General features: G+C 44.0%; 16 protein-coding genes and 1 riboswitch. Of the genes, 9 read left to right on the top strand and 7 right to left on the bottom strand.

All coding sequences use genetic code 11. The features are described from left to right. The first annotated feature begins 174 nt into the window (after window positions 1-174). Window positions 175-1917, top strand: coding sequence for a GGDEF domain-containing protein (locus AC58U0_RS08435; protein ID WP_497378546.1), 1743 nt, complete (start codon window positions 175-177; stop codon window positions 1915-1917). Between the two features lie 11 nt (window positions 1918-1928). Here the strand turns inward: AC58U0_RS08435 and AC58U0_RS08430 are convergent, their stop codons facing one another. Beyond that, on the bottom strand, window positions 1929-2678 hold the full coding sequence (locus AC58U0_RS08430; RefSeq protein ID WP_060647770.1) for an HAD family hydrolase: 750 nt from the start codon (window positions 2676-2678) through the stop codon (window positions 1929-1931). Between the two features lie 133 nt (window positions 2679-2811). Here AC58U0_RS08430 and polA point away from each other — a divergent pair, with 133 nt between their 5' ends. The 5 genes from polA (at window position 2812) to AC58U0_RS08405 (ending at window position 8559) form a co-directional block, all read left to right on the top strand. Continuing rightward, window positions 2812-5472: a DNA polymerase I gene (gene polA, locus AC58U0_RS08425; RefSeq protein WP_060647782.1), complete on the top strand. Its 2661-nt coding sequence runs from the start codon at window positions 2812-2814 to the stop codon at window positions 5470-5472. A 189-nt stretch (window positions 5473-5661) separates the two neighbouring features. Further along, a complete protein-coding gene (mutM, locus tag AC58U0_RS08420) occupies window positions 5662-6522 on the top strand; it encodes a DNA-formamidopyrimidine glycosylase (protein WP_497378544.1) in 861 nt (286 codons plus the stop codon). Between the two features lie 96 nt (window positions 6523-6618). After that, window positions 6619-7362, top strand: coding sequence for an MntP/YtaF family protein (locus AC58U0_RS08415; protein ID WP_497378543.1), 744 nt, complete (start codon window positions 6619-6621; stop codon window positions 7360-7362). 25 nt (window positions 7363-7387) lie between these two features. Beyond that, window positions 7388-7984: a dephospho-CoA kinase gene (gene coaE / locus AC58U0_RS08410; RefSeq protein WP_060647772.1), complete on the top strand. Its 597-nt coding sequence runs from the start codon at window positions 7388-7390 to the stop codon at window positions 7982-7984. Further along, entirely contained in the window at window positions 7981-8559 is a 579-nt protein-coding gene (locus tag AC58U0_RS08405) for a lytic transglycosylase domain-containing protein (protein WP_497378542.1), read from the top strand. The genes coaE and AC58U0_RS08405 overlap by 4 nt, the downstream gene beginning before the upstream one ends. Window positions 8560-8661: 102 nt before the next feature. On the opposite strand, the gene AC58U0_RS08400 is transcribed toward AC58U0_RS08405, so the two are convergent. Next, window positions 8662-8886 carry an alpha/beta-type small acid-soluble spore protein gene (locus tag AC58U0_RS08400; RefSeq protein ID WP_029199330.1) on the bottom strand — a complete coding sequence of 75 codons (225 nt, stop codon included), beginning with the start codon at window positions 8884-8886 and terminating at the stop codon, window positions 8662-8664. 115 nt (window positions 8887-9001) lie between these two features. Here AC58U0_RS08400 and nrdR point away from each other — a divergent pair, with 115 nt between their 5' ends. Continuing rightward, entirely contained in the window at window positions 9002-9481 is a 480-nt protein-coding gene (nrdR, locus tag AC58U0_RS08395) for a transcriptional regulator NrdR (protein ID WP_029199331.1), read from the top strand. Window positions 9482-9645: 164 nt separating this feature from the next. Here nrdR and AC58U0_RS08390 read toward each other — a convergent pair whose 3' ends face one another. Then, complete coding sequence (locus AC58U0_RS08390; RefSeq protein WP_497378540.1) at window positions 9646-9837, bottom strand: hypothetical protein; 192 nt, start codon at window positions 9835-9837, stop codon at window positions 9646-9648. 39 nt (window positions 9838-9876) lie between these two features. Then, a riboswitch (cyclic di-GMP riboswitch) is annotated at window positions 9877-9973 on the bottom strand. A gap of 83 nt (window positions 9974-10056) precedes the next feature. Here AC58U0_RS08390 and AC58U0_RS08385 point away from each other — a divergent pair. Continuing rightward, the gene (locus AC58U0_RS08385) at window positions 10057-10230 is read left to right on the top strand and encodes a hypothetical protein (RefSeq protein WP_156390265.1); all 174 of its coding nucleotides are present in this window, start codon (window positions 10057-10059) and stop codon (window positions 10228-10230) included. A 486-nt stretch (window positions 10231-10716) separates the two neighbouring features. Here the strand turns inward: AC58U0_RS08385 and AC58U0_RS08380 are convergent, their stop codons facing one another. From AC58U0_RS08380 to AC58U0_RS08370, 3 genes are all read right to left on the bottom strand, one after another. After that, window positions 10717-11181, bottom strand: coding sequence for a hypothetical protein (locus tag AC58U0_RS08380; protein ID WP_497378539.1), 465 nt, complete (start codon window positions 11179-11181; stop codon window positions 10717-10719). Between the two features lie 61 nt (window positions 11182-11242). Then, entirely contained in the window at window positions 11243-13123 is a 1881-nt protein-coding gene (htpG, locus tag AC58U0_RS08375) for a molecular chaperone HtpG (protein WP_497378537.1), read from the bottom strand. A gap of 114 nt (window positions 13124-13237) precedes the next feature. Then, complete coding sequence (locus AC58U0_RS08370; RefSeq protein WP_497378536.1) at window positions 13238-13795, bottom strand: PadR family transcriptional regulator; 558 nt, start codon at window positions 13793-13795, stop codon at window positions 13238-13240. 187 nt (window positions 13796-13982) lie between these two features. Here AC58U0_RS08370 and AC58U0_RS08365 point away from each other — a divergent pair, with 187 nt between their 5' ends. After that, the gene (locus tag AC58U0_RS08365; protein ID WP_497378535.1) at window positions 13983-15152 is read left to right on the top strand and encodes a YhgE/Pip domain-containing protein; all 1170 of its coding nucleotides are present in this window, start codon (window positions 13983-13985) and stop codon (window positions 15150-15152) included. Window positions 15153-15305: 153 nt separating this feature from the next. Here the strand turns inward: AC58U0_RS08365 and AC58U0_RS08360 are convergent, their stop codons facing one another. After that, window positions 15306-15896, bottom strand: coding sequence for a TetR/AcrR family transcriptional regulator (locus AC58U0_RS08360; protein ID WP_497378533.1), 591 nt, complete (start codon window positions 15894-15896; stop codon window positions 15306-15308). Between the last annotated feature and the right edge of the window lie 33 nt (window positions 15897-15929).

Here is a 15929-nt window from a genome sequence, read left to right as displayed (position 1 = left end):
GCTTGTACAAGCTTGTACGCACCTAACAATCCATCCCTCTCTTTTTCGGGAAAAAGATTGAATTCCCTCTTTTTTCTTTGAAGTCTTTACATACATTTTACATATGGATAATAAAGCCAGTCATTTGATTTGATAGACTAGAGTAATAAGTATATTCAGGTAAGGGATGATGACATGAATGCTCAGTCAGAAATGCTGGAACAATTTTATAATATGATAGATAAAGAGTACATTTATTCCGTTTATCAACCTATCATCTCACTGCAGGACGGTCAAGTAATGGGGTATGAAGCGTTAACGCGAGGTCCCAAAGATAGTCCATTTCATACACCTTTGGCCATGTTTCAATTCGCAGAGCAGCAAGGTGAGCTCTATATGCTTGAGCAGCTTGCTCGTGAACAAGCGATCAAAGGATCCATTTTGGAGCATTCGCAGCAATTGCTTTTTATTAATATTTCATCCCAAGTGCTTTACGACCCAGGTTTTGTTCCTGGTAAAACGCTTGAGATTTTACAGAGATACGGACTCCGCCCAAGCAATGTCGTTTTTGAAATTACGGAAAGAAGTTCGATTGAGGATTTCTCCTTAGCGCAAAAGATTCTGGAGCATTACCGTAAGCAAGGTTATCGAATTGCCATAGATGATGCTGGTGCGGGATACTCCTCTCTTCAAGCGATTGCGGAACTTCAACCGGATTTTATTAAAATTGATCGTTCCCTCATAGAAAATATACATAAAAACAAAGTAAAAGAGTATATCCTTGAAACGTTCGTAACTTTTGCCCATAAAATGAACATTTCCCTTATTGCTGAAGGCATTGAACATGCGGATGAACTAACCAAATTAACACGGCTCGGCGTGCATTATGCCCAAGGCTTTTTGCTTGGAAAGCCCAATGAATCTCCCGCGAAGGTGCAGGATATCCATAAAATGTTGATTTGGCAGCATCGCAAAGTACAAGGAGGCAGTATGACTTGGAGCATTGGCGACCTGAAAACTCCTGTGAAAGTGTTTGACAAGAAAAAACTGATTTCGGAAGTGGCTGATTACTTCAAAAAAAATCAAGAGGCCGTGGGTGCTGTCATCGTGGATGATGAAGTGCCGGTTGGCCTCATGATGAGAGACCGCTTATTTCAGCAATTAACCGGCCAATACGCCTTCTCCTTGTTCTGGAATCGAACCATTGACAACATCATGGATGAATCGCCGCTAATTGTGGACGAGTTCATGCCTGTTGAGGAAGTATCGCAGATGGCTACCTCACGCGCAATCAAGCACTTATACGACCTAGTCATCGTTACAAACAATGGCAAGTTGGGAGGAGTAGCATCCATCAGAACGATTCTTGAGAGTATAACGAATGTACGAATGGAGTCTGCGCGTGTGGCTAATCCACTAACTGGACTGCCAGGGAATTTGCAAATCAATCGCGAATTGAACAAGAGGATAAGTGAGAACAAACCGTTTCATGTGGTTTATGCGGATCTGGATTACTTCAAATGGTTCAATGATCGGTTTGGATTTCAAAAAGGGGATCAATTGATTCAATATACAGCGGATGTTATGCAGCAATCCATTGCGGTTTGCGGGACACCGCATGATTTTGTCGGGCACGTGGGAGGCGATGATTTTATCGCGATCTCTGCCACTTTATCTCCCAAACAACTGTGTCAGGAAATCATTCGCCGCTTTGAACAAGGTGTGCAGATGTTCTATGAGGATGAGGAGTGGGAGTATGTATGGGACCGGAGCGGCAATAAGGTAAAGAGCGAGGGAGTTACGCTTTCGCTCTCTTTAGTCGTCTGTGTCTGCGAATCTCCCATTTCACTCGAACACATTTCCCAAACAGCCGCCTTACTCAAAAAGAAAGCCAAAGCACATCAAGGAAGTATTTATTATTTCGAAAAAATTGGCTGAGGAACTTTGAATTAGAAAGTGTGTAACAATTGTTTAAAAGAACGGATAATGATGACCTTCTGTTTGCCGATTCGGCGCTCGGATATTTTCTTGATATTTCCCGGATGTATCCAGATTGCATCCATACCGCTTGACGCGGCCCCCACCACATCATTACGCCACGAATTTCCAACCATAACACTTTGGTTTGAAGCCGTGCTCATCGTCTTTAGGGCTCTCTCAAAGATAGCTGGGTGCGGCTTTCGCGGTCCATCCTTCTCTGAACTAAACAACCGATCTTGATCGAACCACCTGGTGAGTTTCATTTTCTCCAAATTGCTCTGCAACCTTTTCCGATTTCCGTTACTGATAATAGCCAGTTTATAGTTATGTGATAACGCCTCAAGTGTTTCTTCAACGCCGGGAAAGAGGGCAACGAAGTTGTCTTCCTGTTCTTCTACCTGTTCGAAAAAAGACCGTGTAAAAGCAGGACTGACGTTCACCGGCATAGGCTGAAGAGCTTTGCGTAAACAAATGTGGCGCAGCTCATCAGGGGATATGGGACTCCTTATCGGTGCCTTTCGGTGACGGCTCCACTCCATCTTATAGCTTTGCAGGGCTTCTTGGCTGGTGAAAAGCATTTCGCCCGGATCCCATCTCGCCGTAAAGTCGTTCATGACTTCAAGGAAAGCCGAATCAAAGCATTGTCTGCGATCCAGAATCGTATTATTCATATCGAAAAAAATAACCTTTTTGCGTATTGGTGAGAAAAAAGGGCTCATATGGAGAACCTCCTTCTGAAGACCGGCCCATTGAATAATGGATTCCATACATGTTTATGTGCGGAACCGTTTTTTTATTTTAATTTCGTATGCTATGATGAAGGAAGTATGTCAAAAATCGGGGTGCGAACTTATGGATAAGCTTATTATTATTGATGGTAACTCTATTGCTTTTCGAGCCTTTTATGCTTTACCGCTGCTAAGCAACTCAAGCGGACTGCACACAAATGCAGTCTATGGCTTCACGACCATGTTGTTGAAATTAATTGAGGAACAAAAACCTACCCATTTTCTTGTCGCATTTGATGCAGGCAAAATTACGTTTAGACATAAAGAATATACCGAATATAAAGGCGGACGTGCCAAAACGCCGTCTGAGCTCTCCGAGCAGTTTCCGCTGATCAAAGAGCTGCTTAAAGCTTTCAAGATTCCACAGTTTGAGCTGACAGGCTATGAGGCTGACGATATTATTGGAACCTTGACCAAGGCAGCTGATGAAAGAGGCGAGAAGGTGCTTCTCGTTTCTGGAGATAAGGATATGCTGCAGCTGGCTTCCGAGCATGTGACCGTTGCGATCACACGTAAAGGAATTAGCGAAGTTGATCTTTATAATCCTGCAGAAATCAAAGAGAAATACGGCCTCACGCCTGCGCAAATTATCGACCTCAAAGGGTTGATGGGCGATACGTCGGATAATATCCCAGGCATTCCGGGTGTTGGGGAAAAAACGGCACTCAAGATGCTGCATGAGTTTGGAACCGTAGAAGAAGTGCTTGCTAATGCATCAAGCCTCAAAGGCAAAATGAAGGAAAAAGTCGAGGAGCATGCGCAAAGTGCTATCATGAGTAAAGAGCTAGCGACCATTTTCCGCGAAGTGCCGATGGAAACGGAGTGGGATGTTTTCCGTTACGATGGCTTTGATGGACAAGCTTTATCCAGTATGTTCCGCAAGCTGGAATTCAAATCCCTTCTAGAGAAGATGGATTTCGGCCCAAGCAGTGTCGATGAGGAACGAGTTGTCGAGAGTTTGGATGCGGTTGTTGTAACAGAAGACAACATGGATGAGTTGATTGGCAAAATAGGCGATAACGCTGCGATCCATGTTGAGGCGATAGGGGAAAATCCCCATCAAGCCGTGATGGTAGGCGTTGTCTGGTTTACGTATGATGGGGAAACAAATACATCTTACTTCGTACCCATAGCGCTGCTGAAGAGCGAAGCGGGTGAGCCGCTGCGTACTTGGCTAAGCGATGATTCCAAGAAGAAGCAGCTCTTTGACCAGCATCGTGCCCAGCTGGTGCTGGCTTGGCAAGGCATCCACCTCAGAGGTGTGGATTTCGATGCTCTGTTGGCCGCTTACTTACTCGATCCGACAGAGTCGAATCTTAGCTTGAGCGGCTTGACGGGCAAGTACAGCCTGCCGGGCGTTAAGACCGACGAGGAAGTGTTCGGCAAGGGAGCGAAGTTTCGCTTGCCTGAGCTTGCTGCGCTTAGCGACCACTTGGGTCGCAAAGCGATGGCTATTGCGCGCATCGTGCCGGTGCTGCGCGAAGAGCTGGAGAAGAGCGAGATGCATAGCCTCTTCTACGAGCTAGAGCTGCCTCTCGCGGGCGTGCTCGCGGAGATGGAGCTGCGCGGCATCGCACTCGATGCCGAAGGGCTTAAAGCGTTCGGCGTGGAGCTTGCAAGCAAGCTGGATGCGATCATGACCCGCATCTACACACTCGCCGGCGTGGAGTTCAACATCAACTCGCCAAAGCAGCTTGGCGAGATCTTGTTTGAGAAGCTGGGGCTGCCAGCTTGGAAGAAGACCAAGACCGGCTACTCGACGGATGCCGAGGTGCTGGAGCGCCTTGCGCCCTACCACGAAGTCGTAGGGGAGATTTTGAACTACCGTTCGCTAGCGAAGCTGCAATCGACGTACGTCGAGGGGCTGCTTAAAGAGGTGCGGCCGGAGACCGGTAAGGTGCACACCTATTACCGGCAGACGATTGCCGCCACGGGCCGGCTCAGCAGCCAGTTCCCGAACCTCCAGAATATTCCTATTCGTCTGGAGGAAGGCCGTAAGATCCGCAAGGTATTCGTTCCATCCGAGCCTGGATGGTACATTCTTGCTGCGGATTACTCGCAGATCGAGCTGCGCGTGCTTGCGCACATCTCGCAGGATGACAATCTGAAGGAAGCGTTCCTTCAGAATATGGACATCCACACGAAGACGGCCATGGATGTCTTCGGGGTGGAAGAGAGCGCCGTCGACGCGAACATGCGCCGCCAGGCCAAAGCCGTCAACTTCGGGATCGTTTACGGCATCAGCGACTACGGCTTGTCCCAGAACTTAGACATTACCCGCAGGGATGCAGCTCAGTTCATTGAACAGTATTTTGCTGTTTTCCAAGGGGTTCGCAAATATATGGATGAGATCGTGAAGGATGCTCGCAGGGACGGTTATGTCACGACCTTGCTGCAGCGCCGCCGCTATCTTCCCGAAATCACGGCATCGAACTTTAATCTGCGTTCCTTCGCCGAACGAACAGCGATGAATACGCCGATACAGGGGACAGCCGCAGATATCATTAAACTAGCCATGGTCCAAATGGCCGACCGTTTGAAACAAGACGGACTCAAGAGCCGCATGCTGCTTCAGGTACACGATGAGCTCGTCTTTGAAGTCCCAGAAGAGGAACTTGAGACCATGCGCAGCTTAGTACCGGAAGTCATGGCTGCAGCGCTTAAGCTGGATGTCCCGCTGAGCGCGGATGTTGACTTCGGCCTTACTTGGTACGATGCTAAGTAAGTCATGATCGGTTTGTAAAGTGATTTTCATCACCAGTTTCTGCAATACCGGCGAATATTAGCTTGAATTTTGATTACTTTGAGTAGTTAGCTGGCAATGCTTTATGCATCTAGTTTTTATAAGGGAGTTCCGCCATACTGCTGCTGCAGCAAATCGGCTCCAATCATTACACAAAAGAGGTGAACATCCGTGCCTGAACTACCTGAAGTCGAAACGGTCAGACGTACGCTGAATCAATTAATCACCGGAAAAACGATTGAGCATGTTCAGGTCAGACTGCCTCGCATTATCCAAAAGCCGGACGATATTCATATGTTTGAAGTTCTGCTGCAAGGTCAGACGGTTGAAACCATAGAACGCAGAGGGAAATTTCTGCGCTTCATTCTTACCGATTACGTCATGGTTTCGCATCTGCGGATGGAAGGACGATACGGTCTGTATGACGGTGAAGATCCGTTGGAGCTTCACACCCATGTGTTGTTCCGCTTTACCGATGGCAGCGAGCTCCGCTATAAGGATGTTAGACAATTTGGAACGATGCATCTGTTCCCCAAAGGCGAAGAGCTCACGCAGCCACCGCTGCATAAGCTCGGACTTGAGCCTTTAGATGAAGGCTTCACCTTCGAGGCTTTTCGTGACCGGATCGCTCATCGTTCGACGAAGATCAAACCGCTGCTGCTGAATCAAGAATATATTGTGGGCATCGGGAATATTTATGTAGACGAGTCCCTTTTCTTGGCTGGTATTCATCCAGAACGCGAAGCCTCGTCACTGAGCAAGAAGGAACTCGAACTTCTTCACTCAGCTATCATTCGTACGCTTAGTGAATCGGTTGAAGTCGGAGGATCCTCCATCAAATCGTATGTGAATGGACAAGGCGAAATTGGCTTGTTCCAGCATCAATTGAACATTTATGGCAGACAGTCCGAGCCCTGCAAAACATGCGGGAGCGAGATCTACAAAACCGTTGTTGGCGGTAGAGGAACGCATATTTGCCCAACTTGTCAACCGTTAAAGCGCAAGGTCATCCGAAAGAAGTCAGAGAAATAGGCACGTGAAGCCTCCCCTTCCCATATGATATGGAGTACTTAGCCTAGATAACGGCTTACAAGCTAGTTTCTAGGTAAAACTCTTAGGAGGGGTATTATGCTTCCTGTAGTTTCTCTACTTATTCTTGCTTTCGCAGTTTCTTTGGACGGCTTCGGCGTTGGTGTGATGTATGGATTACGCAAAATACGAATTCCGCTCCTATCCATTGGGATTATATCGCTTTGGTCTGGTATCATTATCTACAGTTCGATGCAGATCGGTGTACTGATGTCTTCCTTCATGTCTCCTTTGGTTGCTAAGCGTATCGGTGCTCTCATCTTGATTGGGATTGGCATCTGGGCACTGGCACAAACAAGACAACAGAAGTCTCAAGACCATCAGGAACGAGGAGGAGTCACATCCTTAGATCAAGCATCGATAAGCGGTGTTCTTCCTTCATCTGAGGGTAAGCATCCTGGTTCTGGAGAGATTCTCACGTTTGATACTTTGCAGCGAACGAAAGAAATACTGAATATCGAACTGAAACGCTTCGGACTGGTTATTCAAATTTTGCGAACGCCCTCCATTGCAGACGTTGACAAATCGGGCAATATTTCTGCATCAGAAGCTACATTGCTAGGTTTGGCGCTATCTTTGGATGCATTCGGTGCTGGTATTGGCGCAGCATTAATTGGTTTCGTCCCTCTGTTAACGGCTTCTGTCATTTCGATATCAAGTGGTTCATTTATTGCATTAGGTTTGCGGTTTGGTTTACGGTATGCGGAGATAAATTGGATGAAGAAACTGTCTGTACTTCCGGGATGTGTACTCATTATTATGGGTCTTTTGAAAATGTTGTAGGACGCACGTTAGGAGAGATTTGCCCATGAATATCGGGTTAACAGGAGGAATCGCTTGCGGCAAAAGCACGGTTAGCGCCATGCTGGTTAGCCGCGGCGCCCTATTAGTAGATGCGGATACCATAGCCCGCGATGTCGTCGAGCCCGGCAGCCCTGTTCTTGAACAGGTTGCTGCACATTTTGGACAAGCCGTCCTTCTGGCAGACGGCTCGCTTCATCGCAAGAAGCTTGGCGAGATTATCTTTGGGAATACCGAGGCTCGCAAGCAGCTGGAAAGTATTCTGCATCCGCCAATTCGTGCACAAATACGTGAACAGATGGAAGCCTATGAACGGCAATTTCCAGACAAGCTTGTTGTGGTCGATGTCCCTTTATTAATCGAATCTAATTTATCCTTCATGTTTCAAGAGGTTATGGTTGTTTATGTGCCACGTCCAGTTCAGTTGGAGCGGCTTATGCAGCGAGATGGATTGACGGAAAGTGCGGCGAATAATCGCATTGATGCTCAGATGTCCATTGAGGAGAAACGTAAATTCGCGGATGTTGTCATTGACAACAGCGGGACATGGGAAGAAACTAACGCTGAAGTGGAGCGGTTTTGGCTAGGGAAGGGGCTTTCATGACCTTTTTACGTAAAAAACGAGTTTTTGCCCTGCTTCTTGTTTGTTTTGTTCTAGTTCTCTTTATGAATAGCGATTTTATCGGAAGAAAGCTGTACCCGATCTACTTTGAGCAGGAAATTAGGCAGAGCGCGGCGAAACACAATATAGATCCATTTTTAATTGCTGCGATTATTAGGGTGGAAACGAATTACAAATATCATTTGGAGTCAAGCAAAGGGGCATTAGGCCTTATGCAGCTTATGCCTGACACGGCAGAGTGGATTGTAGAATCCACGAATCTAGGGCCTCATGTGCAGAACGATTTATTAAAAGTGGACGTAAATATTAATCTTGGTTCTTGGTATTTGAGCTGGCTAAAGAAGCATTATAATGGTAATTTAATTTATGCGATTGCGGCTTATAATGCAGGTCAAGGGAATGTGAATAAATGGAAGCAAAATGACGTTTGGGATGGTTCGCAAGAGCATATTAATCAAATTCCATTCGGAGAAACACGTCATTATGTACAGCGGGTACTCTATTATTACGAGAAATATACGAAGCTTTATTCTCAGCAATGGGGAAAGAAAGATTAGGATTCCGTGTCTTCATAAACAAAGAAGCATTGGACTAGCTCCTTTTGGGGGCTTAGAGTCCAATACTTCCTGTTTTTGAGCTTCAGTAGCTAGGATTCAAGATTACTTGAATTGACCAGCCAAGGATTGCTCTGCGATTTGTACTAAGCGACGAGTGATGTTACCACCAATGGCTCCAGCATCACGAGTAGCCATATTACCCATATAACCATCTTGTGGGATGGCGATACCAAGTTCTTGCGCTACTTCATATTTTAGCTGATCCAAGGCTGCGTTAGCTTGAGGAACAACTAAAGTATTGCTGTTACGGTTTTGTCCTGCGCCCATGTCTGTTCACCTCCTTGTCGTTTGGTAATAGTATTGTGTGCATATCTCCTAAGTTCATGACATGTAACATATGGTAATAGATCAAAGAAGAGAAGAGAGAAAGGAGAGATAGCGAATGAAGTGTCCGTTCTGTGACTATTCCGGTACGAAAGTTCTTGATTCACGTTCAGCCAATGAAAACAAATCGATTCGTCGTCGTCGAGAATGTGAGAAGTGCGCGAGAAGATTCACCACTTTTGAGATGGTGGAAGAAACGCCGTTAATCGTGATTAAGAAAGATGGAAGTAGGGAAGAATTTAGTCGAGAGAAGATATTAAGAGGCTTGATTCGAGCTTGTGAGAAGCGGCCGGTATCGATGGAGAGGCTTGAGATGATGGTATCTGAAGTGGAAATGCAGCTTCGTACAACAGCTCATGCTGAAGTGGATAGTTTAAGCATTGGAGAAATCGTCATGGAACAGCTGTACCCCGTCGATGAAGTGGCGTACATTCGCTTTGCCTCCGTATACCGACAGTTTAAGGACATTAATATGTTCCTGAAGGAGTTAACGCAAATATTGGGAAAGCATGACACCGGACTGCTCCGGGATAAATAATCTCTAAATATGACAAAAACTAAGAAAAAGACAGCGGGATTCCCGTTGTCTTTTCTTAGTTTTTCCCATGAAATCAACAATCATGCGATTAATATTTATTTGAAAAAAATAAATCTTTAGACATCAACCGACTGTATTTTTGAATGCTTTCGTGCATAATTCCTTTATTGAGTTCGTTTGTCCAGTTCACTTCTTAGAAAATGAATAAACCGAATAGCTTCATCTTGGGTTAAAACGTTGTTATTAAACTTAAAGGAGAACATGTTCAAAAGATCGTTTTCTGGAAGGTGCAAGTTATCAATCAATTGCTGTACATCCATGCTCATTTTACCATCCACCGTAATTTTTTCCATCATTTTTGTTCCCTCCTAGTCTTTCTACATGAATCGGACGGAGGCGGTAGCTGGCTGACATTTTGGACATTCAACGAATGCCATTTTAGTCCCTTTAGCTTTGCGTCGCCACTTTTCAGTGGTTTTGCCTTTATCGTACCGATTTATGTTTGTAAGAAAACTATATCATATTTACGGATTGAGTATCCATTAATTACATTATTCGAAGGATGGTTGAAGCATATGTCCGTCAAGTCCAATCAAATTCCAAGTATTTCTTATGAATTAGACATCGTAAAAGTTGCTAGCTCTCTCGGAATTGATACAGATCGTTTATTGGCTTATGTGTATGCAAACTCGGACTCGAAGAAACAATATGAGGTAAAGGAAACCTTTCCCGACTATAAGAGTGGTTGATCATATAAAAAAAGGATGTCTCAAAAGTGAAGCTACTTGTGGTCAGCCTCTTAGGGCCTACTTACTTTCTGGGACATTCGCTCGAAGCGGTGGTATTCAGAACGAAATTCATACATCCATTGGATTTTTCCAATGGAATTTAATCTGAGGCTTCGAAGTTCATAATTCTATTGGAATATATCCAATGGAAGGGACTTTTAGGTCGCCAAATCCCTACTTCCACTGGATTAATCCAATGGAAGTAGCAGAAAGACTACGAAATACATAAAGTGGGATTTCATTTTTCTGAATATGACTTTTGGGGCAGCCCCATTTAGCTTTAGTAACGGTAGATGGGCTATAGGATTACGAATGATGTATTTTCTACAACAATTCACACGCCCAAAGGCTATTTTGCAACTTGAAGTTGCAGTTTGTACAACATTTTGAGCCCATTTGTTGCGAAATGGCCTGTATAGGAGCAAATTGTTGTACATAATGCAACAACTATGCGAGGACGGCGAGATTTAGGCAGCTAATGTTGCACTTTCTACAACATCTTTCAACCGCGAATGACGCAATGATGAAAAGTATCGTTACAGCATTAAACTGATGATTGAGTACCCTTGCAACGATGAAATACATCATTGCAGCAAGAGTGGCTGTGCAAAAAGTCGTCGAAGATGACTGTGAGATAGGCCCACGATTCTTCACTTTCTTGCCGATGAGAAATACGTGCAACTTGAGCTCTACTTTGTCGACGGCACCCAAATTGAAGCCATTGCCAATCGGTATTCCTTTGTTAGAGGTAAAGCCGCCCAGAAGCATAAGGCAAAGGGTTCGAAAAGGCTCCTGCTTCGAGGCTTGCCCAAAGTAAGTCTGGAGGTCAGGGGCTTTCCCAAACTCACTGCGGCGGTGGACGCCAAAAGCAAAGGAGCTAAGCACATACAAGCCGCTTAGCTCCTTTTTCATTCAAATATTCACTATTTTAAACAATTGAATCTGTCCCACACATCTATCATGTTACTTTTGACTAAACCATGATTTTGCAGATATCGTTCGTGAACTCAACCGGATCTTGAAGTGGCAAACCTTCGATCAAGAGCGCTTGATTGTACAGCAGGGCTGTATAAAGATTCAGCTTTTCTTTATCTTTGTCAAAAGCATCTTTTAAGGATGCGAATACTTCGTGATTGACGTTGATTTCCAGTACCTTCTCAGCCTTCACGTTAGGATTATTCGGCATCGCATTTAAGATTTTTTCCATCTCGATCGTTACATCGCCGTCTGTCGATAAGCACACAGGGTGCTTTTTAAGACGCTTGGATGCTTTTACATTTGTAACCTTACCTGACAACAAGTCTTTCATATAATCGAAAAGCTCTTTGTTGTCATTTTTGTCAGCATCGGTTTCCGTTTGGTTATCATCCACTTCAATCCCAAGATCGCCGCTTGAAACGGATTTAAATTCTTTTTCTTTGTAGGTCATGATCATTTTGATCGCGAATTCATCGATATCATCGGTGAAATACAAAATCTCATAGCCTTTATCTGTCACAAGCTCGGTTTGTGGAAGCTTATCGATTCTTTCCATCGATTCTCCAGAAGCGTAGTAAATGTACTTCTGATCTTCCGGCATTCTTGCCACGTATTCGTCCAATGTAACCAGTTTTTTCTCCTTGGAGGAATGGAACATTAATAGATCCTGCAAGACGTCCTTATGGCTTCCGTAATCGCTGTAGACACCAAATTTGAGTTGTCGACCGAAGGACTTGTAGAATTGCTCATATTTCTCTCTTTCGTCTTTCAGCAGGCTTTGCAGCTGGCCTTTGATCTTGCTAGAAATGTTTTTGGCAATCAGCTTCAATTGACGGTCATGCTGGAGCATTTCTCTGGAAATATTGAGCGAAAGGCTCTCTGAATCAACCATTCCTTTAACGAAGCTGAAATAGTCAGGAAGCAGGTCCGCACATTTGTTCATGATCAATACGCCATTGGCGTAGAGCTCCAAGCCCTTTTCGTACTCTTTGGAATAATAGTCAAAAGGAATATTTTCTGGAATAAAGAGGATAGCTTGATAGACGACAGCTCCATCGGCGCTAACGTGAATATGTTTGAGCGGCTTGTCGAAGCCGTAATGTTTCTCATGATAGAACTTCTTGTAATCTTCCGGAGTCAATTCACTTTTGTTTTTTCTCCAGATGGGAACCATGCTGTTGACATGCTGCTCTTCTTGGTAATCCTCAAATTCGCTTTCGCTGCCTTCTTTCAGCCTTTTTCCGGAAATGTCCATTTTAATAGGGTAACGAATGAAATCGGAGTATTTTTTGATGATCGCTTTTAAACGATACTCGTCTAAAAATTCATCAAAGTTCTCATCTTCCGTATTATCCTTAATTTTCAGGATGATCTCTGTGCCCACTTCGTCTTTCTCCGCTGTTTCGATCGTGTAGCCATCAGCACCGGTGGACTCCCACTTGTAGGCAACATCGCTGCCTAAAGCTCTACTAATAACCGTAACGACATCTGCAACCATAAACGCTGAATAGAAGCCAACGCCGAACTGGCCGATGATGTTGTGACCGTCTTTTGCTTCATTTTCTTTTTTGAAAGCCAAAGATCCGCTCTTCGCAATGATCCCCAGGTTATTCTCCAAATCTTCCTTTGTCATACCAATACCCGTATCACGCAGTGTGAGTGTGCGATTCGTTTTGTCGGCAATCACTTTAATGAAATAACTATCTTTGTCAAAAACCAACGAGTCATCGGTCAAAGCTTTGTAGTAAATTTTGTCGATAGCATCGCTGGCATTGGAGATAAGCTCTCTTAGAAATATCTCTCTTTGCGTATAAATCGAATTGATCATCATTTCCAATAAGCGCTTGGATTCGGCTTGAAACTGTTTCTTTTCCAATGGGAGATCTCCTTTCAAATATGTAGAAATTAGTCAGAGATGATTATTAGCACTCTCAGTAGCTGAGTGCCATTCCTTACTTTTATAACACTCCTTAATTTTATTGTCAATATTTCATTCGATATGAACTTCTTGCAGCTTTTCTATGAGCTTATCGCACCAATCCATATACATGCGTTCATATTCAATGCCAAATTCCACCACTGAGATGCTCGAGACTAGAGGATGATCAATCTTGGAATTACCAAGTAATTGCGTAAGCTCCGCTACCTTGTCCAGATAGGCAGTTAAACGCTCTTGATGCTGCTTCTTTTTCTCTTTAATTCGTATGATCATTTTCTCTGGCTCAATCAGCCATGAATTATAGGCTTTCAAAAGAAAGTCATCACGAACATTCTCGACTTCCTCCGGATTTAGCGTCCACTGGATTAAAGCCTCACGACCAACCTCTGTTATCTCATACAATTTCCTGGCGGGGCGGTAGCTAAGCTGCTCTACAGTTTGCAGCGCCACCCAGCCTTCAGCCTCCAATTTTGACAGTTCAGGATAGACTTGATTGCTGCCTACTTTCCAAAAAGGTCCGATCCGACTGTTCATCTGCTGCTTGATATCATAACCGCTGAGAGGCTCGCGAGCCAATAAGGTAAGGAGGGCATAGCGAATTGAGCTCATATAGACAACAACTCCTTATATCATAATGCGATTTTATGTAATAGGTTCATTTTAATCTATAACTACTGGATTAACAACTTTTTGACATAGGTTAAATTTAACTTATATTTTTGTTGACTCATATAATTTTATAGGTTAATATTGACCTATGTTAATATTAACCAATCGAATGAAATGGGGAAATGAAATGAAAAACTCTTTATTAACGTATTTAAAAAAGCCGCAAACCATTGTGGCAGTAGTCGTGGCCTTGATGGCTCAGCTGATTTTTTGTGTCGTATGGATGACAGCCTATGATGGCGTACTGGATCGGGTCAATCATCTGAGAATTGCTATCGTCAATGAAGATGGCGAGTTCGGAAAAAGCATCGAAAACCAATTACAAAGTAATCTGCCTTTTGAAATCATAACTTCGACCAAAGAGCAGGCGATGGATGATCTGCTGGGGCGTGATGTTCATTTAGTTTTGACGATCCCGACGAACTTTGGACAGTCCTTAACAACACCCGGAAAGCAAGCTGAGCTATCCTATCTCATAAACGAATCTAATCCACAGTTAACTAAAAGCGTCATGCAAACCGTAATTACCAAGGTTACCGATGAATTGAATCATAAGGCCTCTCTTCAAGGGACACAGATCGCCTTACAACAATTAAAATTACCTGCTCAGGAAGCATCAGAAACTGCACAAAATCTACTGAATAAAGTCAAATCCAATGAACAACTATTAAATCCCGTCCACGGCATGCACAATCAAATGGTACCTATGATGTTGGTGTTAGCCTCTTATGTGGGTGCGATGTTAATGGCCATGAATCTCCATCAGGCAACTGAATCGATAGGATCTGTCCTCTCTAAATGGCGGCATGTTGCCGTTCGTTCATTGATTACGGTTTTGGCTGCAATTCTTATCTCCATTGTTGGTTCTTCTGTCATCGCTTCGCTTGGCGGCCAAATGGCAAATGGCTTCGGTACCTTCTGGTTGTTTCATTGTTTAACTCTTTTGACATTTATGTTTTTCGCACAGACGTTCCTTACGTTATTTGGGATGGCAGGCATGTTTGTAAATATGGCTATGCTATCTTTACAGCTTGTCACTTCCGGAACCATTGTACCGAAACAAATGTTAAGTGATTTTTATCAATCTTTGGGCCAATTTCTGCCGGCAACCTATGCGGTTGAAGGAATCATGAATGTGCAATTTGGCGGATTACACACGGGGAAAGATGTATGGATTCTTTTTGCAACTATTGCAAGCAGTCTATTGCTAACGGTTGTGGTTACCATTTTTAAGAAGCAAGAGAAGCAGGTTAAGGGTATTGAGACAACAAAAACAGTCAGACTTTCTGCCAACTAGCGCTCGTTAAGAGAAAAATGAACATGAAAAAAGATTGCCAACCACCTGGTCGTGAATGACCGGATAGGGGCAATCTTTTTTTAATATGGTTTTTTTGAGTTACCTTGACAAACGCGCTCGTCTCAGAAGGACGACGGAGTCGTCTATCCTTGGTTATTTCGTAATAATCCGCATGAGAATATCCGCGCTTGGAAACCCATATTCTTCATATTCTTGTTCTTGCATAATCAGACTGTTGATGATGTTAAAATACCACGATAACAGTTCCCTTGGATCGCCTGCAGAGAATTCTCCAGCTTGCTGCCCTTTGATAAATATAGGGACAAGCTGATCTATAAGAACTTTCGGGGAATGCTGTTCAAGGGCTTGTTTGACCTCTACGGGTACATCATCCGTTTTTCGTGCTTGTTGAATAAGCATGAAAGCATGTTTGTTTTCTTCATCCAGCATTCCTTGAGTCAACGCTTTAATTTGTTCCGCGGGAGTGCCAGGTATTTGAGCAATGTAAGCAATTTCCTTGCCTGCTTCTTCCATGAGTTCTTGAACGAGTGCAGTGAATAGCGAATCTTTGGAGCTATAGTAACGGTAGAAGAGGCCTTGACTGATGCCAGCCTCTGCCGCGATCATGCTCATTTTGGTTCCTGCGATTCCGTGGCGGGCAAATACGGTAAGAGCTGCTTTCTTAATTTGTTCTCTGCGATCATCACGAATTTGAGTTAATTGTTGTTCATTTAATGGGGACAATGGCTGTCAATCTCCGATCTGCATAATATCATT

It is taken from the genome of Paenibacillus sp. J31P190, assembly GCF_059692075.1.
This window is presented reverse-complemented; position numbering and strand designations above follow the sequence as displayed.

Excerpts from the sequence above, each read along its gene's own strand:
- AC58U0_RS08405 (WP_497378542.1), top strand. The coding sequence starts at position 7,981 with ATGACCTTTTTACGTAAAAAACGAGTTTTTGCCCTGCTTCTTGTTTGT.
- AC58U0_RS08390 (WP_497378540.1), bottom strand. The coding sequence starts at position 9,837 with ATGATGGAAAAAATTACGGTGGATGGTAAAATGAGCATGGATGTACAG.
- nrdR (WP_029199331.1), top strand. The coding sequence starts at position 9,002 with ATGAAGTGTCCGTTCTGTGACTATTCCGGTACGAAAGTTCTTGATTCA.
- AC58U0_RS08365 (WP_497378535.1), top strand. The coding sequence starts at position 13,983 with ATGAAAAACTCTTTATTAACGTATTTAAAAAAGCCGCAAACCATTGTG.
- AC58U0_RS08385 (WP_156390265.1), top strand. The coding sequence starts at position 10,057 with ATGTCCGTCAAGTCCAATCAAATTCCAAGTATTTCTTATGAATTAGAC.
- polA (WP_060647782.1), top strand. The coding sequence starts at position 2,812 with ATGGATAAGCTTATTATTATTGATGGTAACTCTATTGCTTTTCGAGCC.
- AC58U0_RS08430 (WP_060647770.1), bottom strand. The coding sequence starts at position 2,678 with ATGAGCCCTTTTTTCTCACCAATACGCAAAAAGGTTATTTTTTTCGAT.
- AC58U0_RS08435 (WP_497378546.1), top strand. The coding sequence starts at position 175 with ATGAATGCTCAGTCAGAAATGCTGGAACAATTTTATAATATGATAGAT.
- AC58U0_RS08415 (WP_497378543.1), top strand. The coding sequence starts at position 6,619 with ATGCTTCCTGTAGTTTCTCTACTTATTCTTGCTTTCGCAGTTTCTTTG.
- coaE (WP_060647772.1), top strand. The coding sequence starts at position 7,388 with ATGAATATCGGGTTAACAGGAGGAATCGCTTGCGGCAAAAGCACGGTT.
- AC58U0_RS08370 (WP_497378536.1), bottom strand. The coding sequence starts at position 13,795 with ATGAGCTCAATTCGCTATGCCCTCCTTACCTTATTGGCTCGCGAGCCT.
- AC58U0_RS08380 (WP_497378539.1), bottom strand. The coding sequence starts at position 11,181 with ATGAAAAAGGAGCTAAGCGGCTTGTATGTGCTTAGCTCCTTTGCTTTT.
- AC58U0_RS08400 (WP_029199330.1), bottom strand. The coding sequence starts at position 8,886 with ATGGGCGCAGGACAAAACCGTAACAGCAATACTTTAGTTGTTCCTCAA.